The sequence below is a fragment of the Herbaspirillum sp. SJZ106 genome (assembly GCF_006715495.1).
Taxonomy (GTDB): Bacteria; Pseudomonadota; Gammaproteobacteria; order Burkholderiales; family Burkholderiaceae_D; genus Herbaspirillum.
In genome coordinates, this window is the sequence record NZ_VFNI01000002.1 from 533,542 (window position 1) to 556,467 (window position 22,926).

Annotated in this window: 26 protein-coding genes; 19 read left to right on the top strand and 7 right to left on the bottom strand. The window is 63.7% G+C overall.

Going from position 1 to position 22,926, the window contains the following annotated elements:
* Positions 1-83 precede the first annotated feature (83 nt).
* Complete coding sequence (locus FB598_RS07615) at positions 84-977, top strand: ABC transporter permease (RefSeq protein ID WP_141913746.1); 894 nt, start codon at positions 84-86, stop codon at positions 975-977.
* A gap of 1 nt (position 978) precedes the next feature.
* Positions 979-1,773 carry an ABC transporter ATP-binding protein gene (locus FB598_RS07620; protein WP_141913745.1) on the top strand — a complete coding sequence of 265 codons (795 nt, stop codon included), beginning with the start codon at positions 979-981 and terminating at the stop codon, positions 1,771-1,773.
* A gap of 83 nt (positions 1,774-1,856) precedes the next feature.
* Here the strand turns inward: FB598_RS07620 and FB598_RS07625 are convergent, their stop codons facing one another.
* Positions 1,857-2,339 (bottom strand): tRNA (cytidine(34)-2'-O)-methyltransferase, encoded by a 483-nt coding sequence (locus FB598_RS07625; RefSeq protein WP_141913744.1) that lies wholly within the window; start codon positions 2,337-2,339, stop codon positions 1,857-1,859.
* A gap of 47 nt (positions 2,340-2,386) precedes the next feature.
* Positions 2,387-3,223 carry a ComF family protein gene (locus FB598_RS07630; protein WP_141913743.1) on the bottom strand — a complete coding sequence of 279 codons (837 nt, stop codon included), beginning with the start codon at positions 3,221-3,223 and terminating at the stop codon, positions 2,387-2,389.
* A 68-nt stretch (positions 3,224-3,291) separates the two neighbouring features.
* Between FB598_RS07630 and FB598_RS07635 the strand changes: the two genes are divergently transcribed.
* The 8 genes from FB598_RS07635 (at position 3,292) to FB598_RS07665 (ending at position 9,846) form a co-directional block, all read left to right on the top strand.
* Positions 3,292-4,233, top strand: a complete 942-nt coding sequence (locus FB598_RS07635) for a methyltransferase domain-containing protein (RefSeq protein WP_141913742.1) — start codon at positions 3,292-3,294, stop codon at positions 4,231-4,233.
* Between the two features lie 373 nt (positions 4,234-4,606).
* Entirely contained in the window at positions 4,607-5,068 is a 462-nt protein-coding gene (locus tag FB598_RS07640) for a DUF2244 domain-containing protein (RefSeq protein WP_141913741.1), read from the top strand.
* Positions 5,069-5,100: 32 nt separating this feature from the next.
* Positions 5,101-6,261: a cytochrome c oxidase subunit II gene (coxB, locus tag FB598_RS07645; protein ID WP_141913740.1), complete on the top strand. Its 1,161-nt coding sequence runs from the start codon at positions 5,101-5,103 to the stop codon at positions 6,259-6,261.
* Positions 6,262-6,280: 19 nt separating this feature from the next.
* A complete protein-coding gene (gene ctaD, locus FB598_RS07650) occupies positions 6,281-7,897 on the top strand; it encodes a cytochrome c oxidase subunit I (RefSeq protein WP_141913739.1) in 1,617 nt (538 codons plus the stop codon).
* A gap of 54 nt (positions 7,898-7,951) precedes the next feature.
* The gene (locus FB598_RS20835) at positions 7,952-8,062 is read left to right on the top strand and encodes a cytochrome oxidase small assembly protein (protein ID WP_221292216.1); all 111 of its coding nucleotides are present in this window, start codon (positions 7,952-7,954) and stop codon (positions 8,060-8,062) included.
* A complete protein-coding gene (locus tag FB598_RS07655; RefSeq protein ID WP_141913738.1) occupies positions 8,059-8,628 on the top strand; it encodes a cytochrome c oxidase assembly protein in 570 nt (189 codons plus the stop codon). The genes FB598_RS20835 and FB598_RS07655 overlap by 4 nt, the downstream gene beginning before the upstream one ends.
* Before the next feature lie 28 nt (positions 8,629-8,656).
* The gene (locus FB598_RS07660) at positions 8,657-8,884 is read left to right on the top strand and encodes a DUF2970 domain-containing protein (RefSeq protein ID WP_141913737.1); all 228 of its coding nucleotides are present in this window, start codon (positions 8,657-8,659) and stop codon (positions 8,882-8,884) included.
* Between the two features lie 101 nt (positions 8,885-8,985).
* Positions 8,986-9,846, top strand: a complete 861-nt coding sequence (locus FB598_RS07665; RefSeq protein ID WP_141913736.1) for a cytochrome c oxidase subunit 3 — start codon at positions 8,986-8,988, stop codon at positions 9,844-9,846.
* A 59-nt stretch (positions 9,847-9,905) separates the two neighbouring features.
* Here FB598_RS07665 and FB598_RS07670 read toward each other — a convergent pair whose 3' ends face one another.
* Positions 9,906-10,106 carry a twin transmembrane helix small protein gene (locus FB598_RS07670; protein WP_013236083.1) on the bottom strand — a complete coding sequence of 67 codons (201 nt, stop codon included), beginning with the start codon at positions 10,104-10,106 and terminating at the stop codon, positions 9,906-9,908.
* 289 nt (positions 10,107-10,395) lie between these two features.
* Here FB598_RS07670 and FB598_RS07675 point away from each other — a divergent pair, with 289 nt between their 5' ends.
* The 5 genes from FB598_RS07675 to FB598_RS07695 are packed head-to-tail and all read left to right on the top strand — an operon-like array spanning position 10,396 to position 14,411.
* On the top strand, positions 10,396-11,127 hold the full coding sequence (locus tag FB598_RS07675) for an SURF1 family protein (protein WP_141913735.1): 732 nt from the start codon (positions 10,396-10,398) through the stop codon (positions 11,125-11,127).
* Positions 11,124-11,750 carry a cytochrome C oxidase subunit I gene (locus FB598_RS07680; RefSeq protein ID WP_141913734.1) on the top strand — a complete coding sequence of 209 codons (627 nt, stop codon included), beginning with the start codon at positions 11,124-11,126 and terminating at the stop codon, positions 11,748-11,750. The genes FB598_RS07675 and FB598_RS07680 overlap by 4 nt, the downstream gene beginning before the upstream one ends.
* Before the next feature lie 33 nt (positions 11,751-11,783).
* Positions 11,784-12,926 carry a heme A synthase gene (locus FB598_RS07685; RefSeq protein ID WP_141913733.1) on the top strand — a complete coding sequence of 381 codons (1,143 nt, stop codon included), beginning with the start codon at positions 11,784-11,786 and terminating at the stop codon, positions 12,924-12,926.
* Positions 12,923-13,816 carry a heme o synthase gene (gene cyoE / locus FB598_RS07690; protein WP_141913732.1) on the top strand — a complete coding sequence of 298 codons (894 nt, stop codon included), beginning with the start codon at positions 12,923-12,925 and terminating at the stop codon, positions 13,814-13,816. Before FB598_RS07685 ends, cyoE begins: the two co-directional genes overlap by 4 nt.
* A gap of 4 nt (positions 13,817-13,820) precedes the next feature.
* Entirely contained in the window at positions 13,821-14,411 is a 591-nt protein-coding gene (locus tag FB598_RS07695; RefSeq protein ID WP_141913731.1) for an SCO family protein, read from the top strand.
* A 99-nt stretch (positions 14,412-14,510) separates the two neighbouring features.
* Here the strand turns inward: FB598_RS07695 and rpoH are convergent, their stop codons facing one another.
* The 4 genes from rpoH to ftsY form a co-directional block, all read right to left on the bottom strand.
* A complete protein-coding gene (rpoH, locus tag FB598_RS07700) occupies positions 14,511-15,410 on the bottom strand; it encodes an RNA polymerase sigma factor RpoH (RefSeq protein ID WP_141913730.1) in 900 nt (299 codons plus the stop codon).
* A 348-nt stretch (positions 15,411-15,758) separates the two neighbouring features.
* Positions 15,759-16,682 (bottom strand): permease-like cell division protein FtsX, encoded by a 924-nt coding sequence (gene ftsX / locus FB598_RS07705; RefSeq protein ID WP_141913729.1) that lies wholly within the window; start codon positions 16,680-16,682, stop codon positions 15,759-15,761.
* The gene (locus tag FB598_RS07710; RefSeq protein ID WP_141913728.1) at positions 16,679-17,371 is read right to left on the bottom strand and encodes a cell division ATP-binding protein FtsE; all 693 of its coding nucleotides are present in this window, start codon (positions 17,369-17,371) and stop codon (positions 16,679-16,681) included. Before FB598_RS07710 ends, ftsX begins: the two co-directional genes overlap by 4 nt.
* 4 nt (positions 17,372-17,375) lie before the next feature.
* The gene (ftsY, locus tag FB598_RS07715) at positions 17,376-18,545 is read right to left on the bottom strand and encodes a signal recognition particle-docking protein FtsY (protein WP_141913727.1); all 1,170 of its coding nucleotides are present in this window, start codon (positions 18,543-18,545) and stop codon (positions 17,376-17,378) included.
* Positions 18,546-18,750: 205 nt separating this feature from the next.
* Between ftsY and FB598_RS07720 the strand changes: the two genes are divergently transcribed.
* The 4 genes from FB598_RS07720 (at position 18,751) to rsmD (ending at position 22,902) form a co-directional block, all read left to right on the top strand.
* Positions 18,751-20,121 carry a pitrilysin family protein gene (locus tag FB598_RS07720; RefSeq protein ID WP_141913726.1) on the top strand — a complete coding sequence of 457 codons (1,371 nt, stop codon included), beginning with the start codon at positions 18,751-18,753 and terminating at the stop codon, positions 20,119-20,121.
* A 62-nt stretch (positions 20,122-20,183) separates the two neighbouring features.
* Positions 20,184-20,819, top strand: a complete 636-nt coding sequence (locus FB598_RS07725; protein WP_141913725.1) for a ParA family protein — start codon at positions 20,184-20,186, stop codon at positions 20,817-20,819.
* Positions 20,820-20,876: 57 nt separating this feature from the next.
* Positions 20,877-22,226 carry a pitrilysin family protein gene (locus FB598_RS07730; protein WP_141913724.1) on the top strand — a complete coding sequence of 450 codons (1,350 nt, stop codon included), beginning with the start codon at positions 20,877-20,879 and terminating at the stop codon, positions 22,224-22,226.
* Between the two features lie 10 nt (positions 22,227-22,236).
* On the top strand, positions 22,237-22,902 hold the full coding sequence (gene rsmD, locus FB598_RS07735; RefSeq protein WP_141913723.1) for a 16S rRNA (guanine(966)-N(2))-methyltransferase RsmD: 666 nt from the start codon (positions 22,237-22,239) through the stop codon (positions 22,900-22,902).
* The last annotated feature ends 24 nt before the right edge of the window (positions 22,903-22,926 follow it).

The following is a 22,926-nucleotide window of genomic DNA, read 5'->3' on the forward strand; positions in this document are numbered from 1 at the left end:
TGCGGCGCTTCGTGGAACGCAGAAGACATTCGGCACTGGCGTATCACGCCAATGCCGAATGTGTTTTTTAAGAAAGACCTTTTATGTCGCTGTATACGCTGTTGGGCGCACTGGAAATCGGCCTGATTTTCAGCCTCGTGGCCCTCGGAGTGCTGATTTCCTTCCGCATTCTCACTTTCCCCGACTTGACCGTCGACGGCAGTTTTCCGCTCGGCGGCGCCGTGGCCGCCACCATGATCGCGGCCGGCTATGATCCTTTCCTGTCGACCGGCGTCGCCATCTTGGCCGGCGCACTGGCCGGCTTCACCACCGCCTGGTTGAATGTGCGGCTCAAGATCATGGATCTGCTGGCCAGTATCCTGATGATGATCGCGCTATATTCGATCAACCTGCGCGTGATGGGCAAGCCCAACGTGCCGCTGATTTCCGAGTCGACCATCTTTACCATCCTGCAGCCCGACTGGATCCCCGACTATGTCGGCCGTCCGCTGATCCTGCTGGTGGTGGTGGCCGTCGTCAAGCTGCTGCTGGATTGGTTCTTCTCTTCCGAAATCGGCCTGGCCATGCGCGCCACCGGCGCCAATGCCCGCATGGCGCGCGCCCAAGGCATCGCTACCGGCACCGCCACGCTGGCCGGCATGGCCCTGGCCAACTCCCTGGTGGCGCTGGCCGGCGCGCTGTTTGCGCAGACCCAGGGCGGCTCCGACATTTCCATGGGCATCGGCACCATCGTCATCGGCCTGGCGGCCGTGATCATCGGCGAGAACATCCTGCCGGCGCGCCGCCTGGTGTGGACCACGCTGGCGGTGATCCTGGGCGCCATCCTCTATCGCTTCTTCATCGCGCTGGCCTTGAACAGCGACTTCATCGGCCTGCAGGCGCAGGACCTGAACCTGGTGACCGCGGTGCTGGTGATGCTGGCGCTGGTGCTGCCGATGGGCAAGCGCAAGCTGAAACTGTTGATGAAGGGGGCCTGAGATGTTGAAAGCAAGCGATCTCAAGATCACCTTCAATCCCGGCACGCCGATTGAAAACCCGGCGCTGCGCGGTCTCTCGCTGGAAATCCCGACCGGCCAGTTCGTGGCCGTGATCGGTTCCAACGGCGCGGGCAAGTCGACTTTTCTGAATGCCATCTCGGGCGATTTGCTGATGGATTCGGGCACGATCGAAATCGATGGCACCGACGTCACCCGCAAGCAGGCGTGGGATCGCGCCGGCATGGTGGCGCGGGTGTTCCAGGACCCGATGGCCGGCACCTGCGAGGCATTGACCATCGAAGAAAACATGGCGCTGGCGATGGCGCGCGGCCGCCGCCGCGGTTTCCATTTCGCCATTCGCGGCAAGATGCGCGAGCTGTTCCGCGAGAAGCTGGCGATCCTGAACCTGGGGTTGGAAAATCGCCTGGCCGACCGCATCGGCCTGCTGTCCGGCGGCCAGCGCCAGGCGGTCAGCCTGTTGATGGCGTCGCTGCAGCCTTCGCGCATTTTGCTGCTGGATGAACATACCGCCGCGCTCGATCCCAAGACCGCCGCTTTCGTGCTGGAGCTGACCGCCAAGATCGTGACTGAGAGCAAGCTGACCACGATGATGGTGACCCACAGCATGCGCCAGGCGCTGGACTATGGCGACCGCACCGTGATGCTGCACCAGGGCAAGGTGGTGCTGGACGTGTCGGGCAAGGAACGCGCCGGGCTGGATGTGCCGGACCTGCTCAAGATGTTCGAGCAGACGCGCGGCGAGAAACTGTCGGACGATGCCTTGTTGCTCGGTTGAGCACATCGCACCATCGAAAACGGCTCCTGCGGGAGCCGTTTTTGTTTGTCGTCGCCCCTGCTTGCGCAGGGAGCAGGCATGTATCAGCTTCCGCCCTCGTAGCCGTTCTGCCGCCACGCCTCATACACCACCACCGCCACGGTGTTGGAGAGATTGAGGCTGCGGTTGTCCGGCCGCATCGGCAGGCGGATGCGCTGTGCGGCGGGGAACGACTCGCGCAGCGCCGGCGCCAGACCGCGCGTTTCCGAGCCGAACACGAACGTGTCGCCGGGGCGGAAGGCGAGGCCGGCGAACGGCGTCGAGCCGTGGGTGGTCATGGCGAACATGCGCGCCGGATCGAATTGCGGATCGGCGCGGCGGCGTTCCAGGAAGGTGTCCCAGTCCGGATGCACCTGCATGGTTGCGTAATCATGGTAGTCGAGCCCGGCGCGGCGCATCTTGGCGTCGTCGAGCGGGAAGCCGAGCGGTTCGACCAGGTGCAGTTGCGCGCCGGTGTTGGCGCACAGGCGGATGATGTTGCCGGTATTGGGAGGGATCTCCGGTTCGACCAGTACGACGTGAAACAAATAAATCTCCTGAAAATGCGATGCGGGCCAGGGTTTGTTAATTGGCCCTAGCCCGGCAGGGTGCGCGCGAAAACCAGGTTGGTCACGCGCCTGGCGCCGAAGCGCTTGAGGGTGGCGGCCAACTCGTTGAGGGTCTCGCCGGTGGTCATGACATCGTCGACGATGCCTACGTGGCGGCCGCGCACATGGTCCATGGCGTCGTAAGGCACCACGAAGGCCTTGCGGATGTTGCGGCCGCGCGCCGCCAGCGGCAGGCCGGACTGCGCCTGGGTCTCTTTCACGCGTTCGAGCAGGTAGGGATGCAATGGAATGTCGAGCAGCCTGGACAGCGGCTTGGCGATTTCCAGCGCCTGGTTGAAGCCGCGTTCCCGCAGGCGGACGCGGCCCAGCGGAACCGCCGCCAGCATGGTCGGCAGCGGCGCTTGGGCATCGCCGCCCGGCAGCGGGTCGCGCAGCGCGGCATTGCGGATCAGTTCGGCCAGTAGCGGCGCCAGCCGCAGGTCGCCGCCGAACTTCAGGGCCAGCACCAGTTGGTCGGACGGCGCGAAATAGTCGGTGGCGACAAGGGTGGCGTCGAAGGCTGGCTTGTTCTTGAGGCAGGCGCCGCAACGCAATTCCTTGCCGGCGGCGGGCATCGGCAGCGCGCACTGCAGGCAGCGCCGATGCTGGCGCGTGAAGAAGCGCTGGCGGCAAGGCGCGCACAGCGTGTCGCGCCCGGCGTCGCCGCATAGGGCGCAGGAGGAGGGCAGCAATTGCGGCATGCGGGCCAGCATGCGTTTCATCCAGCCGGCTTTTTGCGGCCTGGCCGGCGCCGCCCGCTTGTTGGCGGCGGTGGTCCGGGGCGCGGCGGGCGCATTGCTGGGTTTGTGCGGTTTGACGTCCATGGGGTTGCGCCCGGGGAAAATGGATTTCGACTAAACTACGGCCATTATCTCACCTGTTTCCCGATTCGATGTCCCTCAGTCCGCCATCCGCCAGCGCCAAACTCAGCGCGCCGATCGACTTGCCTCTGGTGCGCCGTACCTTCGGCCAGCCGCAACGGGTGGCCGAATCCGACTTCCTGCGCCGCGAGGTGTCCTGGCGCATGCAGGAGCGCCTGGCGCTGGTGAAGATCGCCCCCAACCAGGTGCTCGACGCCGGCTGCGGTGAGGGCGCCGACCTGCCGATGCTGCAAAAGCGTTATCCCGAGGCCCAGGTGGTCGGGCTGGACGGCGCCTACGGCATGCTGCGCGTGGCGGCAGAGCACCAGCGCGGCGCCCGATCGGCAGTCGACCGCCTGTTCGGCTCCATCAACAAGTGGCTGGGCGCTGCCGGCGGCAAGGGGCCGGAGCTGGCGTGCGCCGATTTCGCCCAACTCCCGTTGGGACACAATTCGCTCGACCTGGTCTGGTCCAACCTGGCGCTGCACTGGCATCCGCAACCCGACCGCGTGTTCGCCGAATGGCGGCGCGTGCTGCGGGTGGAAGGCCTGCTGATGTTTTCGTGCTTCGGCCCGGATACCCTGCGCGAAGTGCGCAGCGCCTTCGAAAGCATCGACCTGGCGCCGCATACCCTGCCGTTCGTGGACATGCACGACTTCGGCGACATGCTGGTCAATGCCGGCTTTTCCACGCCGGTGATGGACATGGAAACGATTACCGTGACCTACGAGACGCCGCAACGCCTGTTGCAAGACGTGCGCGCCTGGGGCGGCAACCCGCTGGAAACGCGCCGCCGCGGGCTGCTCTCGCGCGGCCAGCGCCAGCGCCTGCTGGCGGCCTTCGAGGTGATGCGCAATGGCGACGGCAAGATTCCGCTGACGTTCGAGGTGGTGTACGGCCATGCCTTCCGGCCGGTGCCGAAACAGACCGCATCCGGCGAAAGTATCATCCGGTTCGATTTGCCCAGGAAGTAGTGGCGGCGGCATATAAGGCTTAGTTGCCAAAGTCCATCTGGGATCGGCCATCGTTGTTGTATCGTTACGCCCTGCCCGAATCGGGTGCCGGCTCGGCAAGCCAGTCTGCAAGCCGGACAGCGGGCGGCAGGGCATGTTTGGCGCAGTTCGGTAAAAACGTTCCGGGGCATGGGGGTGGGTTTGCTTGATCACGGGCGGCGTTACCCCTTATACTCAAACGGTTAAGAATAAATAAAGAGCCGCAATGCGGACAGCACCAGCGCCACAGAACGTCGCGGAGGGCGGCAACCGCCCCGTCGATGCAGCGCCGACGCGGTCTTCAGCGGTTCGACTTAGAGACACGCTCGACCGACAATCATGCTGGCGAGGTGCTATGGAGACGCGGGAATGGATATTGAAGCGCAATTGTTCGATTGCGCCGCGCCAGTTGGCGTGGGTCTTTGCAATACTCTGTGTCGTATCGCTGGCGGTCGCGTTGGCATTCACCGTCCATGGCGCTTGGATCATCCTGATTTTTTCTGTCGTTGAGATTTCGGCGGTCGGCATCGCCTTTCTGGTGTACGCCCGTCATGCAACTGATTGTGAATATGTCGCTTTGTTGGACGACTGCCTGGTCGTTGAATTGACGCAGGCAGGCAAGGCAAGCCGTATCAAGCTGGATCCGCGCCGCGCGCGCATCGCCTTCCCGGTCTCCCGCCAGTCGCTGGTGGGGCTGGAGTGTTCCGGCATGCGTGTGGAAGTAGGCCGTTTTATGAGCGAATGGAAACGACGCGAGTTCGCGCGCGAGCTGGAACGCGAATTGTCCGCAAGGATCGGCGTGTTGGCGAAATTCTAATTCTTATAAATTTTGGGCTTTTGAGGAAATCCATGAAACATGCGAAGCGCCTTCAATCGTTGACCCTCGGTGCATCGCTGCTGGCGGCGGCAATTCCGTCCCAGGCAGTGGTGGACAGTCCAGGGGGACCCGCAGTAAGGCAAATGAACTTCCAGCCGCCCGTCACCCAAATCGCCGAACAAATCTACGACCTGCACATCCTGATGCTGATCATCTGCCTGGTGATCTTCGTGGCGGTGTTCGGCGTCATGTTCTATTCCATCCTCAAGCACCGCAAGTCGCTTGGCCACAAGGCTTCCACCTTCCATGAAAGCACGACGGTGGAAATCGCCTGGACCGTGGTGCCGTTCCTGATCGTCATCGGCATGGCGCTGCCGGCCACCAAGACGGTGGTGGCGATGAAGGATACTTCCAATGCCGACCTCACCATCAAGGTCACCGGCATGCAATGGAAATGGGGCTACGATTACCTGAAGGGCGAGGGCGAAGGCATCTCCTTCCTCTCCAACCTGGCCACGCCGCGCGAGCAGGTCACCGACGCTTCGATCAAGAAGAACGACAACTACCTGCTGGAAGTGGACAATCCGGTCGTGGTGCCGGTCAACAAGAAGGTGCGCATCGTCACCACCGCCAATGACGTTATCCACTCGTGGACGGTTCCCGCCTTCGGCGTCAAGCAGGATGCGATCCCCGGCTTCGTGCGCGACACCTGGTTCCGCGCCGAGAAGATCGGCACCTATCGCGGCCAGTGCGTCGAGCTGTGCGGCAAGGACCATGCTTTCATGCCCATCGTGGTGAATGTGGTCAGCGAGGCCGACTACAAGACCTGGGTCGATGGAAAGAAGAAGGAAATGGCGGCCAAGGCCGACGATCCGAACAAGACCTGGACCATCGACGAGCTCAAGCAGCGCGGCGAAAAGGTCTATACCGCCAATTGCGCGGTCTGCCACCAGGCCAACGGCAAGGGTGTGCCCGGCGCCTTCCCGCCGCTGGACGGCGACCCGGTGGTCAACGGCCCCAGGGCGCAGCAGATCCATGTGGTGTTGAACGGCAAGAACGCCATGCCGGCCTGGAAGACCGTGCTCAACGACACCGAGATCGCCGCCGTGATCACCTATACGCGTAACAGCTGGTCCAACAAGGCGCAGGAAAACATCGTTCAGCCCGCAGAAGTGCTGGCCGGCCGCAAGTAATCGATTGGAGAGCAGGACTATGACCACTACCGTTGATCACACCCCTGATCATTCCCACGATCACGCGCATGGCCACCATCACGACCACGCGCACGACCATCCGCACGGCTGGCGCCGCTGGCTGTTCGCCACCAACCACAAGGACATCGGCACGCTCTACCTGTGGTTCTCGTTCACCATGCTGCTCTCGGGCGGCGTGCTGGCATTGCTGATCCGCGCCGAGTTGTTCCATCCGGGCCTGCAGTTCTTCCGTCCCGAGTTCTTCAACCAGTTGACCACCATGCACGGCCTGGTGATGGTGTTCGGCGCCATCATGCCGGCCTTCGTCGGCTTCGCCAACTGGATGATCCCGCTGCAAATCGGCGCCTCCGACATGGCGTTCGCGCGCATGAACAACTTCTCGTTCTGGCTGCTGCCGCCGGCCGCGCTGCTGCTGGCGGGCTCGTTCCTGGCGCCGGGCGGGGCCACCGCCGCGGGCTGGACGCTGTACGCGCCGCTGTCGACCCAGATGGGCCCGGGCATGGACATGGCCATCTTCGCCATGCACATCATGGGCGCTTCCTCGATCATGGGCTCGATCAACATCATCGTCACCATCCTCAACATGCGCGCGCCCGGCATGACGCTGATGAAGATGCCGATGTTCTGCTGGACCTGGCTGATCACCGCCTACCTGCTGATCGCGGTCATGCCGGTGCTGGCAGGCGCCATTACCATGACGCTCACCGACCGCCACTTCGGCACCTCGTTCTTCAACGCCGCCGGCGGCGGCGACCCGGTGATGTACCAGCACATCTTCTGGTTCTTCGGCCACCCCGAGGTGTACATCATGATCTTGCCGGCCTTCGGCATCGTCTCGCAGATCATCCCGGCCTTCGCGCGCAAGCCGCTGTTCGGCTACGCCTCGATGGTGTACGCGACCGCCTCGATCGCGATCCTGTCCTTCATCGTCTGGGCGCACCACATGTTCACCACCGGCATGCCGGTGACCGCGCAGCTGTTCTTCATGTACGCCACCATGCTGATCGCGGTGCCGACCGGCGTGAAGATCTTCAACTGGATCGCCACCATGTGGCGCGGCTCGATGACCTTCGAGACGCCGATGCTGTTTTCGGTCGGCTTCATCTTCGTGTTCACCATGGGCGGCTTCACCGGCCTGATCCTGGCGGTCACGCCGATCGACATCCAGATGCAGGATACCTACTACGTGGTGGCGCACTTCCACTACGTGCTGGTGGCCGGTTCGCTGTTCGCGCTGTTCGCCGGCTACTACTACTGGGGCCCGAAGTGGACCGGTTACATGTACAACGAATGGCGCGGCAAGTTCCACTTCTGGGCTTCGCTGATCACCTTCAACATCACCTTCTTCCCGATGCACTTCCTCGGGCTGGCCGGCATGCCGCGACGCTATGCCGACTACCCGGCGCAGTTCACCGATTTCAACATGCTGGCCTCGATCGGCGCCTTCGGTTTCGGCCTGAGCCAGGTGTACTTCCTGTTCTGGGTGGTGATCCCGTCGATCAAGGGCGGCAAGCAGGCCGAAGCCAAACCGTGGGAAGGCGCGGAAGGCCTGGAGTGGACCGTGCCCAGCCCGGCGCCTTTCCATACGTTCGAAGAGCCGCCTGTTTTCAAGTGACGAGCCGGGCGCACGCGGGCAATGCCGGTGTGCGCCGACCAACCCGGGATTCCCATGTCTGATCGCAAGAAACCGAACAATCTGCGCACCGGCCTGCTGTTGGGGCTGGTGGCGCTGGCCTTCTTCGTCGGCATCTTCGTCAACCGCATCTGGTTCGCCAAATGAGCAAGAACGATCCGCAAGGCGGAAGCCAGGAGCGCGGCTTGAACCGCGTGATGCTGCGCAAGCTGGTAGTGGTGGCGGTGCTGATGTTCGGCTTCGGCTACGCGCTGATCCCGCTGTACCGCAAGATCTGCGAGGTGACCGGCGTCAATTTCCTGACGCCCAAGGATGTGACGGTGGAGGCGCCGGCCAATACGCAGATCGACAAGTCGCGCACGGTCACCATCGAGTTCGACGGCAATTCGCAAGGGCCGTGGCGTTTCCGGCCGACGGTGGCGAGCATGCAGGTGCATCCTGGCGAGATGACCCAGGTGACCTACGAGGTGGTGAATACGCAGTCGCGCAATGTGGACGCCCAGGCGATCCCCAGTTATGCGCCGCAGCAGTCGGCGGCCTTCTTCAAGAAGGTGGAGTGCTTCTGTTTCACGCAGCAGACGCTGGGGCCGAACGAGGCCAAGCAGATGCCGGTGGTGTTCTACATCGATCCCAAGCTGCCCAAGGATGTGACGACGATCACGCTCTCGTATACCTTCTTCGAGATCGGCGGCAAGGACAAGACGCAGGGCTGAGCAGGCGGATGCGCCGGGAGGACATGCAGTGACCGAGGATCTGAAACAGGCATCGCAACGCAAGGCGTCGTTCGGCGCGACGATGAAGGCGGTGTTCTGGTCCTTCTTCGGCGTGCGCAAGAAGAGCGACTACGAGTCCGATGCCGCCAGGCTCAATCCCGTCCATGTGCTGGTGGCCGGCGTGATCGGCGCGGCCATCTTCGTGGCGGTGCTGGTGGTGATCGTGAAGCTGGTGGTGGCGCAGGCTGCGACATGACAATGAATCAACGGCAAGTGGCCGGCAGCGCCTGAAACGGGCGCAGGTCATTCAAAACAACGAAACAACGAGTCAGCTGAATTTCGTATCGGGAGATGGAAATGAGTTCTCAACAAGCCAAGGCGCCGCACTACTTCGTTCCGGGGCCGTCGCGCTGGCCGATGATGGCCGGCATATCGATGCTCATCACGATGGCTGGCGCATCGGCATGGGTCAACGGCGCGGCATGGGCGCCCTATGTCAATATCTTCGGCATCCTGATGGTGCTGGTGGTGCTGTATTACTGGTTCGGCGACGCCATCAAGGAGTCCGAGTCCGGCCTCTACGGCGAGCACGTCGACCGTTCCTACCGCTGGAGCATGAGCTGGTTCATCTTCTCGGAAGTGATGTTCTTCGCTGCCTTCTTCGGGGCATTGTTCTACGCGCGCAGCATCACGATGCCCTGGCTGGCCGACCTCGACCACAAGGTGATCTGGCCCGACTTCACCGCGCACTGGGGCGGCGTCGGCCCGGCGGGCACCGTGGAGAGCTTCACCACCATGGGGCCGTTCCCGATCCCGACCATCAATACCTTGCTGCTGCTGAGTTCGGGCGTGACCCTGACCCTCTCGCACCATGCGTTGCGCGCCGGCCACCGCCAGAAGACGGCGGTGTGGCTGTTCCTGACGATCCTGCTGGGCGCGGTGTTCATGGGGTTCCAGGCGTATGAATACATCCATGCCTACACCGAATTGAACCTGAAGCTGACCTCCGGCATCTATGGTTCGACCTTCTTCATGCTGACCGGCTTCCACGGCTTCCATGTGACCATGGGCGCGATCATGCTGTCGGTGGTGCTGTATCGCCTGTTGCGCGGCCATTTCACGCCGACCAACCACTTCGCCTTCGAAGGCGCGGCCTGGTACTGGCACTTTGTGGACGTGGTGTGGCTGGGCCTGTACGTTGTGGTGTACTGGCTGTAAGCCTGTTCCTGGCCTCGGGATGTGAAAAAGCCGCACCCGTGTGCGGCTTTTTCATGCGGTCAGCGTATGCCGGTGGGCTGTATCCATCCGAGCTTGTAGCTCAGCAGGATGAACAGGAACAGCGCCACCGAGAAGCCCACGCGCAAGGTCAGGGCCTGCACCGTGCGATTGCTCTTGCCCTTGTCGCGCATGAGGAAGATCAGCGCGGAAGCCAGGCTGGCGAGGATGAGGATGAACGCGATCGCGACGACGATTTTCATGAGGGTAGAATCCCGGTGTCTCCGCCGCGTCGCCGGGGTGCATCGCCGGCGCGGCCGTTTGAAATATTTTCGTCCATTGTAGAGCGTGTTATGACTTATTTCAGCCCCCGCGTTCAGATGAGAGAAGGATGCAGTGCAAGGCGCGGTGCACGCTTCTCATCCGACCCCTCCGGGCCGCCTGCTGCGTTGCTCTTCCTTGCCGTGGCGCCGCCACGACGCGTCGTCGCGCCTTGCATGCGGCCCGTTGCCGGGGCGGCGCGGGCGCTGAAATAAGTCATCACACGCTCTAATGCCAATCAGATTCCGACTCCGCTGGATCCCCTTGTGCGCCACGATCGCGGTCGCCGCCGCCGGTATCGCCCTCGGGCAATGGCAGACTCATCGCGCCGAAGAGAAGCTGGCGATCCAGCAGCGTATAGAAGCGCGCGCCAAGGAAGCGCCCTTGCAGGCGCTGCCGCCCGATAGCGAGGCTGGCGCCAGCGAATTTCGCCATGTCCTGCTGGAGGGGGAGTTCGTGCCGCAGTGGACGGTCTATCTCGAAAATCGTCCGCATGATGGCGCGGTGGGCTTCCATGTGCTGACGCCGTTTAAAATAGCGGGTTCGCAGCGCGTCGTCATGGTGGCGCGCGGGTGGGCGCCGCGCGATGTTGCCGATCGCGCCAAGGTGCCGCATCCGCCCACGCCGGCCGGGTTGACGCGCATCGATGGCGTCTTGCGCCGCGATGCCGGCCATGTGCTGCAGCTGGGGCAGGCCGATGCGCCCAGGCCGGGCGCGATCCTGCAGAACCTGGATATCGCCGCGCTGGCCGCGGCCAGCGGCTTGCCGTTGTCGTCGCTGGTGGTGGAACAACGCGCCGCGCCGCCGGATGGCGACGATGGACTGGCGCGCGATTGGCCCGCGCCTGCGCTGGGCATCGATCGCCACCGCGCCTATGCCTTGCAGTGGTATGCGCTGGCGGCGATGGCGCTGGTATTTTTTCTTGTCACGGGATTGAGACGCAAAGGTAACGACAGGCAATGACAAACCTCGATGTAAGCCGGCCAGCCGCTGCCGCCGACGATGAAAAGCGCCGCCGTCGCGGCCGCTGGAAGATGCTGCTGGTGGTGCTGGTGTGCGCGGCGCCGATGATCGCCTCGTATTTCACCTATTACGTGATCAAGCCGGAGAGCCGCAACAATTACGGCACGCTGATCGACCCGCGCCAGTATCCGATTCCCGACCTGGGCAGCAGCGCGCTCGACGGCGACCGCGCCGGGCTGGAGGATTACAAGGGCAAGTGGATCATGCTGCAGGTGGACAGCGCCGACTGTGCCGCCGCCTGCCGCAACAAACTGTTCACCATGCGCCAGCTGCGGCTGATGCAAGGCAAGGACATGGAGCGCATCGAACGCGTCTGGCTGGTGACCGACAAGGCGCCGGTGGAGACCATGCTCATCCGCGAATACGACGGCACCGATATGCTGCGGGTGGATGCCGCCAGGCTGAAGGCCTGGCTGCCGGTGGAAGCGGGCGGCGCGGCCGAGGATCATATCTACCTGATCGATCCGCTGGGCAATCTGATGATGCGTTTCCCCAAGGACCCGGATCCGGGCAAGATGAAGAAGGATATTTCCAAGCTGCTGCGCGCCTCGGCCATTGGCTAGGCCAGGCGTGACGCGGCGCAGGTTTGAAAGAAGATGAACGCAACGACGCTGATTGAATTGGGGCTGACCGGCCTCCTGGTGGCCTTGATTCCGCTCTCGCTGGTATGGCGGGCCAAGGGCTTCGACAACAAGTACCGCAAGCTGGTGTGGGTGACGCTGTTCTTCACCTTCGACCTGATCATGTTCGGCGCCTTCACGCGGCTCACCGATTCCGGCCTGGGCTGCCCGGACTGGCCGGGCTGCTACAACCATTCCAATCCTTTGCTGGCGCATGCGCATATCAACGCCGCGCAGGAAGCCATGCCGACCGGCCCGGTGACCTGGAGCAAGGCCTGGATCGAGATGACGCACCGCTATCTCGCCATGGCGGTGGGCGTGCTGATCATCGCGCTGATGGCGATGGCCTGGCGACGCTGGATCAAGTCGCAGGGAACCGAATCCCAATACCGCCCGTGGTTCCCGACGGCCTTGCTGGGCTTTGTCTGCCTGCAAGGCGCCTTCGGCGCCTGGACCGTGACCATGAAGCTGCAACCCGTCATCGTCACCATCCACCTGCTGCTGGGATTGACGCTGTTGGCCATGCTGGTCTGGCTGGCCGCGCGCCAGAGTCCGCACCTGCCGGTGACGCCCGCCGCCCGGGCGCTGGTGTGGCCCGCCACGCTAGGGCTGGCGCTGCTGACGCTGCAGATCGCGCTGGGCGGCTGGGTCAGCACCAATTACGCGGCGCTGGCCTGCACCGACTTTCCGCTATGCAACGGCAAGCTGGTGCCGGACATGGATTTCGAACATGGCTTCACCCTGTGGCGCCATCTGGGCATGACGGCCGGCGGCGACTTCCTGCCGTTCCAGGCGTTGACGGCGATCCACTGGGTGCATCGCAGTTTCGCCTTTGTCGTGATCTTGTATGTCGTGTGGCTGGCGCACAAGGCGCTGCGCGACGAGGGCCTGCGCAAGAGCGGCCGCTGGCTCCTGATCATCGTGGGGTTGCAACTGGCCACGGGCCTGGCGACCATCTACCTGAACTGGCCGCTGGCCATTGCTGTGGTGCACAACGGCGGGGCCGCGCTGCTGGTCATATTGCTGGTCATGTTAAACTACAAGACTCGATACGCTCCCGCCGGCATCGCCGAGGCTAATCCGCAGCCGGCCGTTGCCGCGCCACTAGGCTCTGTATGACCACACTGACCGCCCAACCCAACCGCATCGCCCAGTACTGGGCCCTGACCAAGCCGCGCGTGACGCAGCTGGCCGTGTTCTGCGCCGTGATCGGCATGTTCCTGTCGACCCCGGAGCTGCCGGACTGGCACAAGGTGGTGTTCGGTACCGTGGGCATCTGGCTGCTGGCCGGCGCCGCGTTCGCGATCAACTGCCTGGTCGAACGCGAAATCGATTCGCGCATGGCGCGCACCGCCCGCCGTCCGTTGGCGCGCGGCGAGATCACCGTGGCGCAGACGCTGGTATTCTCGGGCGTCATCGGCGGCCTGGGCATGTGGGTGCTCTACAACCTGGTCAATCCGCTGACCATGTGGCTGACCTTCGCCACCTTCGTCGGCTACGCCATCATCTACACCATCGTCCTCAAGCCCGCTACGCCGCAGAACATCGTGATCGGCGGCCTGGCCGGCGCCATGCCGCCGGCGCTGGGCTGGGCCGCGATCGCCAACGACGTGCCGATGCAGGCCTGGGTGCTGGTGATGATCATCTTCATCTGGACCCCGCCGCACTTCTGGGCGCTGGCCATGTACCGCCGCGACGACTACGCCAAGTCCGGCCTGCCGATGCTGCCGATCACGCATGGCATGGACGTGACCAAGTTCCACATCCTGATGTACACCATCGCGCTGCTGGCGACCAGCATGCTGCCCTTTGCCATCGGAATGAGCGGCCTGATCTACCTGGGTACCGCCATCGTGCTGGGCGGCATCTTCTTCTGGCATTCGTGGCAGATCTACCGCCACTACACCGACCTGATCGCCCGCAAGGCATTTGCCTACTCCATCGTCTACCTGTCGATCCTGTTCGCGGTGCTGCTGGTGGATCACTATTTCCTGTTCCGTACCTTCTGACCTGATGACGCGATTCCTCTCCACGCTGCTGCTGGCAGCCTGCGCTACCTTGCTGGTCGCTTGCGGCCAGTCCAAGCCAGAACTCAAGTTCAACAACACCGATGTCACCGGCCTGGATTACGCCAAGGACTTCGCGCTGACCGACCATACCGGCAAGCCGCGCACCCTTGCCGACTTCAAGGGCAAGGCGGTGGTGATGTTCTTCGGCTATACCCAATGCCCGGACGTGTGCCCGACCACCATGGTCGAGATGGCCAACGTGATGAAGGAACTCGGCCCGGATGCAGACCGCGTGCAGGTGCTGTTCGTCACCGTCGATCCGGAGCGCGACACGCAGGAAATCCTGTCGCAATATGTGCCGGCGTTCGACAAGCGTTTCCTCGGCCTGCGCGGCGACCTGGCGCAGACGGAAAAGGTGGCCAAGGAATTCAAGGTGTTCTATCAGAAGGTGCCGGGCAAGCAGCCGGGCAGCTATACGATGGACCACACCGCGGGCAGCTATGTGTTCGACCCGCAAGGACGCATCCGCCTGTTCGTCAAGCACGGCCAGGACCCGCAGATGCTGGCGCACGATCTCAAGCAGTTGTTGTCCTGAGCGAAACAGTACCGATACGTACCCGATAACCCGATACATACCGATAAAAAGAAAGGCACCCGAGGGTGCCTTTCTTTTTTGTTGCCTTGCTTGTGGAGATTACGAATACGCCTGCAGCGAAGTCTTCATCTTCTTCAGCGCCACCGCTTCGATCTGGCGGATGCGCTCGGCGGATACGCCGAACTCGTCGGCCAGCTCATGCAGGGTGGCGCCGGAGCCGTCGTCGTTGGCCAGCCAGCGGGCTTCCACGATGCGGCGCGAGCGGTCATCCAGCTTGGACAGGGCGGCTTCGATGCCTTCCGACTGCATGCGGTCGTAACGCTTGGCTTCCATCACGCGGGTCGGTTCGGTGTTTTCCGAGGACAGGTAGGCGATCGGCGCGAACTTGTCGTCATCGTCATCGGTCGGCGACTCCAGCGCGATATCGCGGCCGGACAGGCGCGTTTCCATCTCGATCACTTCTTCGCGCTTGACGTCCAGCGTCTTGGCCAGCGCCTCGACCTGGGCCGGCGACATCGCGTCCAGGCCTTCCTTGTGGCTGCGCAGGTTGAAGAACAGCTTGCGCTGCGCCTTGGTGGTGGCCACCTTGACCAGGCGCCAGTTCTTCAGGATGTACTCGTGGATCTCGGCCTTGATCCAGTGCATGGCGTAAGACACCAGGCGCACGTTCTGCGCCGGGTCGAAGCGCTTGACCGCCTTCATCAGGCCGATGTTGCCTTCCTGGATTAAATCGGCGTGCGGCAGGCCGTAGCCCAGATAGCCGCGGGCGATCGACACCACCAGGCGCAGGTGCGACAGCACCATTTTCTGGGCCGCGCCCAGATCGTTCTTTTCGCGCAGGTCGCGGGCCAGCTTGACTTCTTCTTCCTGCGTCAGCATGGGCAGGCGGTTCACTGCCGAAATGTATGCGTCGATGTTGCCCAGGCTGCCGGAAAAACCGAGCGCGAGTGCATTCGACTCGACCGGCATAAGTGCAGATTGTGCAGACGCTGATTTCATTGATTCTCCTTGTTTCCTGAACGGAGGGACGTGTAGATTAAAGCAATGCTTTAAAACTGGAGCATTTCGATAAGGTATTTTAGCACTCGTCAATTGAGAGTGCTAATTGCAAGTTTGGAAGACCCCGATAGAACTGCCCTATTGCAGTTTTGATAATCATTGCTTTCGTCCCTGAATATTAGAAGGGCATCCGGGATGAAAGTTGCTGCGGCAGGTCAAAAAGAAAGTCAAAAACCTGTAACAATTTTTGCAAGACGATAAAGTTAAAATTTGATCGTTTTTCAAGGCCCCAATGAAAAATGGCCGCTGGCGATGCCGGCGGCCATTGCATTGCGGGAATGCTTGCTTTTACTGCATGCGCGCCAAGTGCCTGCGCACCGACATCATCGCGCCGAACAGGCCGAGCAGGGCGCTCACCGCCAGCAGCAGGCAGATCGCCATGGCGCTGGGCAGCGCCAGCTGGAATTCGGATGCATACAGGTGGGCGAAATCCAGAATGGCCGCGTTCAGCGGCTGCTGCGCGGCGATCACCAGGCCCAGCGCCACCGCTCCGGCACACAAGCCGAGCAAGGCGCCGGTGTAGTAAAACGGGCGATGGATGAACGCGTTGGTGGCGCCGAGGAGGCGCGAGACCTCGATTTCCTCGCGCTGCGTCATCACCTGCAGGCGGATGGTGTTGAACACCACCGCCACCACCACCGCACCCAGCGTGATACCCAGGAACAGCAGCACCAGCCGCAGGATGCGCAGCAGCGCCGCCAGCCGCTTGACCCAGGCCGAGTCGATTTGCACCGTGTCCACGCCCGGCTGGTTGGTGAGCTTTTGCGCGATATCGTCGACCCGGCCGGCATCCATGGCGTTCTGGAAGCCCGGCAGGCGCAGCACGAAGCTGTCCGGCAATGGATTGCTGCCCAGCGTGGCCAGCACGTCGGCCAGGCCGCTCTTGTTCTTCATGGCATCGAACGCCTTTTCGCGCGGGATGAATTCCACGCGGCCCACCGTATCGCTGTCCTTGAGCACCTGGGCGATGGTCTTGCCCATGGCCTGCGCGGCATCGCGGCTGGCATCCATCTTCATGAAGATGCTGATCTCGGGCTCGACCGACATCTGGTCGGAAATCGGCCGCACGTTCTCCAGCGCCGACAGGCCGGCAAACGGCAGCGCCAGCGCGATCGACACCACCAGCACGTTAAGGATGAAGTTGCCCGGCGAGCGCAGCAGGTGGCGCAGCGCGTCGGCCGCGGCGGCGAGGTGTTGGCGCAGCCAGTTCATGGCGACACCTCCACCGGATTGGCCACGCCGTTGTGCCAGCCATCGACGATGCGGCCGCGGTCCAGGTAGACGATGCGGTCGGCGCCGGTCAGGTATTGCTCGTCATGGGTCGAGATCAGGCAGGTCACGCCCACGCCGTGGAACGACTTGAGCGCGGCCAGCACCTTGTTGGCGTTGGCGCGGTCGAGGTTGGCGGTGGGCTCGTCGGCCAGGATGATCTGCGGGCGGTTGACGATGGCGCGGGCGATGGCCACGCGCTGCTGCTCGCCGCCGGACAGTTCCTGCGGCTCGGACTGCGCCTTGTCCAGCAGGTCGACCTTGTCCAGCGCGGCGCGCGCGCGCTTTTCGGCATCCGCGCGGGAGGCGCCGGTGACGATCAGCGGCAGCATCACGTTGGCCAGCAGGTTGCGGTCCAGCAGCAGGCGCTGCTGCTGGAAGATCAGGCCCAGGTTGCGGCGCAGGTAGGGCAGGCCGGAGCCCTTGATGGCGCCGATGTCCTGGCCGCTCACGGTCAGTTTGCCCGCGCTCGGGCGTTCGATCGCCGCGATCATCTTCAGCAGCGTCGATTTGCCGGCGCCGGACGGGCCGGCCAGGAACAGCAGCTCGCCCTTGCCGACCGACAGCGAGATGTCGCGCAAGGCATAGACCTCGCGCGAATATTGTTTGGATACCCGGGAAAATTCAATCATCAATTCAGCTCAAGAGGGCGTCGACGAAATCGGTGGCGTTGAAGGGCTGCAGGTCTTCGATCTTTTCGCCCACGCCGATGAAATACAGCGGCACCGGCCGGGTCTTGGCGATCGCGGCCAGGATGCCGCCCTTGGCGGTGCCGTCGAGCTTGGTCACCACCAGCCCGGTCAGGCCCAGCGCATCGTCGAAGGCCTTGACCTGGGCCAGCGCGTTCTGTCCGGTGTTGCCGTCGATGACCAGCAGCACTTCATGCGGCGCCGAGGCCATGCCCTTGGCGATCACGCGCTTGATCTTCTTGAGTTCGTCCATCAGGTGCAATTGCGTCGGCAGGCGGCCGGCGGTATCGACCATCACTACGCTGGTGCCGCGCGCCTGCGCCGAATGCACGGCATCGAACGCGACCGCGGCCGGGTCGCCCGACTCCTGGGCGATCACGCTGACATTGTTGCGCTCGCCCCAGATCGCCAGTTGCTCGCGCGCGGCGGCGCGGAAGGTGTCGCCGGCGGCCAGCAGCACCGACTGGCCGTGGGCCTGCAGGTGCAGGGCCAGCTTGCCGATGGTGGTGGTCTTGCCGGCGCCGTTGACGCCGGCGATCATCATCACCAGCGGCTGTTCTCGGCCCAGCACCAGCGGCCGCTGCAGCGGCTGCAGCAGATCGATCAGCAGGCCGCGCAAGGCGGTGCGCACCTGGTCGGCCTCGGCCAGGCGCTCGGTCTTGACCTTTTTCTTCAGTTCGTCCAGCAGCCATTGGGTGGCTTCGACGCCGGCGTCGGACATCAGCAGCGCCGACTCCAGCTCGTCGTACAGGTCGTCGTCGATGCGCGCGCCGACAAACAGCGTGGTCAGGTTGCTGGACGTCTTGGACAAGCCCGATTTCAGGCGCGACAGCCAGGAGCGCTTGGCTTCGGGCGTCGGCTGGGGAGCTTCGACGATGTCGATGTCTTCGGCTGAGTCCTCGGCGGCAGGTTCGGCAAGGTTGCCGGCCTCAGGCTGGGCCGGAGGCAGATCCGGAGGCAGATCCGGAGGCAGATCGGCCTCGTCCGGCGGGGTTGCCGGCACGGCAACAGAGGGTGTGGCTGGCGTTTCAGGCTGGACGGGGGCCGCCGGCTGGATTTCCGGCTGCACTTCCGGCTCGGCTTGCGGCTTGGGTTTTCTTTTGAAGAAACTAAACATCGGTGGCGGAATGGAATCGGTCTGGTTGTTGCCTGCGGCGCAAGCGGTGTGGGGCGCCGCAGGGCGATCCTGGCGGATCGGGTTGCGAGGAAGGCGCCGGAACATGCCCTGACAAGCGCATGGGACAGGTTACAATTGCCCATCCACAAGACCCGCGCACAGCCGCCAGGGTCAATGAATCCCGCATTTTATCAGAGCACAGCGAATGAAATTGAAGATCAGGGCCATCCTCACCATCGGTCTTTTCGGCTTTTGCGCGGCGCTGGCACAGGCGCAGACGGCCCAGGAATTCGTGCTCAAGAACGGGATGAAGGTGGTGGTCAAGGAAGACCGCCGCGCGCCGACGGCCGTCCAGATGGTCTGGTACAAGGTCGGTTCGGTCGATGAGCTCAACGGCACCACCGGCATCTCGCATGCGCTGGAACACATGATGTTCAAGGGCACCAAGAGGCACAAGGCCGGCGAATTCAGTCGCCTGGTGGCCGAGATGGGCGGGCGCGAGAATGCCTTTACCGCCAACGACTACACCGCCTATTTCCAGCAGATCGAGAAATCCCACCTGGAAGCCGTGATGGCGCTGGAAGCCGACCGCATGGCCAACCTGCAGTTCGACGCCGGCGAGTTCGCCAAGGAAATCCGGGTGGTCATGGAAGAGCGCCGCTGGCGCACCGACGACCAGCCCATGGGCTTGCTCCACGAGGCGCTCAACGCCGTCGCCTGGACTGCACACCCTTATCGCCATCCGGTGGTGGGCTGGATGGACGACCTGCAGCACATGACCGTGCAGGATATCGCCGCCTGGTACCGCCAATGGTACGCGCCCAACAATGCCACCCTGGTGGTGGCGGGCGACGTCGATGCCCGGCGCGTGCTGGCGCTGGCCAACAAGTATTTCGGCAAGATCCCGCCGCACGCGCTGCCGCCGGGAAAGCCGCAGAACGAGCCGCAGCAGTTGGGCATGCGCCGCGTCACAGTCAAGGCGCCGGCCGAGAATCCCTATGTGGTGCTGGGTTTCAAGGTGCCGGGTTTGCGCGATGTCGAGCAGGACCAGGAGGCCTACGCGCTGGATGTCCTCTCGGCAGTGCTCGACGGCTATGAGAACGCCCGCCTGACCGCCAGCCTGGTGCGCACCGGCAACAAGGCCACCGCGGTCGGCGCCGACTACAGCGGCGTGGCGCGCGGCCCGGTGCTGTTTACGCTGGAAGGCAGCCCGGCCGAGGGCGTCACCACCGAGCAACTGGAAGGATTGCTGCGCGCCGAAGTCGAGCGCATCGCCAGGGACGGCGTGTCGCCGCAAGAGCTGCAGCGCGTCAAGACGCAACTCATCGCGTCCCAGACCTACAAGCGTGACTCGGTGTTTGGCCAGGCCATGGAAATCGGCATGATGGAAACCACCGGCATCGGCCAGAAGAACATCGACCGCATCATCGACCGGCTCAAGACCGTCACGCCCGAACAGGTGCAGGCTGTGGCGCAGAAATACTTCAAGGACGACAACCTGACCGTGGCCACGCTGGTGCCGCTGCCGCTGGACGGCAAGAAGCCCGCACCGCCGCCGCCGGGGATGCTGCACTGAGTATCGGCAGCAACGTCGTTTTTTGCAATCGGCCAGGTTCGCTGTTCTTCTCGGAGGAAAACATGCCTGTCATCGTTGTCGCCAATCCCAAAGGCGGAGTCGGAAAAAGCACGCTGTCCACCAACCTGGCCGGGTATTTCGCCAGCCGCGGGCATGGCGTGCTGCTGGGCGACATCGACCGCCAGCAATCGGCCCGCGCCTGGCTGAATATCCGGCCGCCGCAAGCCCGGCCGATTGCGACCTGGGAGGTCAGCGAGGACGACATTGCCAAGCCGCCCAAGGGCACCAGCCACGTGGTGCTGGATACGCCGGCCGGCCTGCACGGCTGGCGCCTGAACGATACGCTGAAGATGGCCGACAAGGTGTTGGTGCCGCTGCAGCCGTCGATCTTCGATATCCTGGCCACGCAAGACTTCCTGCGCCGCCTGGCCGACGAGAAAAATGTGCGCAACGGCGAGATCGACGTAGGCATCGTCGGCATGCGGGTCGACGCGCGCACCCGTTCGGCCGAGCAGCTGCATCGCTTCATCGATGGCCTCAAGCTGCCGGTGCTGGGCTACCTGCGCGATACGCAGAACTATGTGCAACTGGCCGCGCACGGGCTGACGTTGTGGGATATCGCCCCCTCCCGCGTGCAGCGCGACCTTGAACAGTGGCAGCCGGTGCTGGACTGGGTGGAAAAGAAACACGGCGGATGACGCGCCAGGACGTCCCCTGGAACGGGCATCCATCGCTTTTAATTGGTATCGGGTCTCATGAAAAAATATTTCGGTTTTCTGTTGTTGGCAATCGGCCTCGGCTTCTCGCTGTCCGCCTCGGCGGCGTTGCAAATCCAGTCGTGGACGCAAGCCGACGGCGCGCGCGTGCTGTTCGTGGCCAACCATGCGATCCCGATGCTGGATGTGAGCGTGCAGTTCGATGCCGGCCAGCGGCGTGATCCGGCCGGCCGTGCCGGCCTGGCCGAACTGACCGTGGCCAGCCTGACGCGCGGCGTGGAAGGTGGCCAAGGGCAGGAGGGCGGCGGCCTGAGCGAGGCGCAGATCCTGGACGGTTTCGCCGATGTCGCGGCCGAACGCAATGCCGGCGCCGGCCAGGACCGCGCCGGCGTCAACCTGCGCACACTGTCGTCGCCGGCCGAACGCGATGCATCGCTGGCGTTGCTGGCGCGCATCCTGGCCCACCCCAGCTTTCCGCAAGCCGGCCTGGAGCGCGACAAGGCGCTGGCCATTTCCGGCATCCGCGAAGAGCTGACCAAGCCCGAGGCCATCGCCGAGAAGGCGTTCATGGCGGCGATCTACGGCAGCCACCCTTATGCCATTGACGCCAGCGAAGCCAGCGTGCAGGCCATCGGCCGCGATGACATCGTGGCTTTCCACCGAACCCACTATGTGGCCAACCGCGCCGTCATCGCCATGATCGGCGACATCACGCGCGCGCAGGCCGAACAGATCGCGGCGCGGCTGACCCGCGAATTGCCGCAGGGCGCCCCGTTGCCGGCATTGCCCGAAGTCGCCGCGCCCAAGGGCGGCGAGGTGCGTATCGCGCATCCGGCCTCGCAGTCGCACATCCTGATCGGCGCGCCCGCCATCCAGCGCGGCGATGCGGACTTTTTCGCGCTCACGGTGGGCAACTACATCCTGGGCGGCGGCGGTTTCGTTTCCCGCCTGACCGATGAGGTGCGCGAGAAGCGCGGCCTCGCCTACAGCGTCTATAGCGGCTTCTCGCCGCTGGCGCAGCCGGGGTCGTTCCAGATCGGCCTGCAGACCCAGAAGGAGCAGACCGGGCAAGCGCTGCAGGTGGTGCGCGACACGCTGGCCCAATTCCTCAAGGACGGCCCGACCGCGGCCGAGATGAAAGCGGCCAAGGATAATCTGGCCGGCGGCTTCGCCTTGCGCATCGACAGCAACGCCAAGCTGCTGGAAAACATGGCCGTGATCGGTTTCTACAACTTGCCGCTGGATTATCTTGAGCGCTGGATCGGCAGCATCCGCGAGGTCGGCATCGCCGACGTGCGTGCGGCATTGCGCCGGCATATCCATCCCGAGCAGTTGTCGACGGTCATCGTCGGTGAAGAGGCTCCGGCCGCCGCGACGGCCGCACAGTAAGGACGGCGGCATGAACCAGGCAAACAGGAAACGTCCGGCGCTCAAGGCCGGGCAGGGCGGCAAGCCGGCCTCGCGCGGCCCGCATCAGGTGCGCATCATCGGCGGCCAATGGAAGCGTACCCCGCTGCCGGTGCTGGATGCCGAAGGCTTGCGCCCGACCCCCGACCGCGTGCGCGAGACGGTGTTCAACTGGCTTACCCATTTGCTGGATGGCGATTGGAGCCGGGTGGCTTGCCTCGACTTGTTCGCCGGTTCCGGCGCGCTGGGGTTCGAAGCCGCCAGCCGCGGCGCGCGCCGCGTCGTGATGGTCGAGCAGAGCGGCCCTGCGGTGCGCCAGCTGGAAGCCAACCGCGACAAGCTCAAGGCCGATGCCATCGCCATCGTTCGCGGCGACGCCCAGGCCGTGGCGCGCAATGCGGCGCAGCGCGAACCGGGCGGATTCCAATTGGTGTTCATCGATCCGCCCTATCACCAGGGCTGGCTGGAAAAGATGCTGCCGGTATGCGAAGCGTTGCTGCCGCCGTCCGGGCTGGTTTATGCCGAAGCCGAGTTTCGGCTGGAGGGAGAACAGGCGCCGGCATGGATGGCGCCGTGGGAAGTGCTGCGTTCGGACAAGGCAGGCATGGTGTTCTATCATTTATTGCAACGCAAAAGCGGCGCGCAAATTCAGGCATAATGCGCGTTCTGATTGAATTGCCGG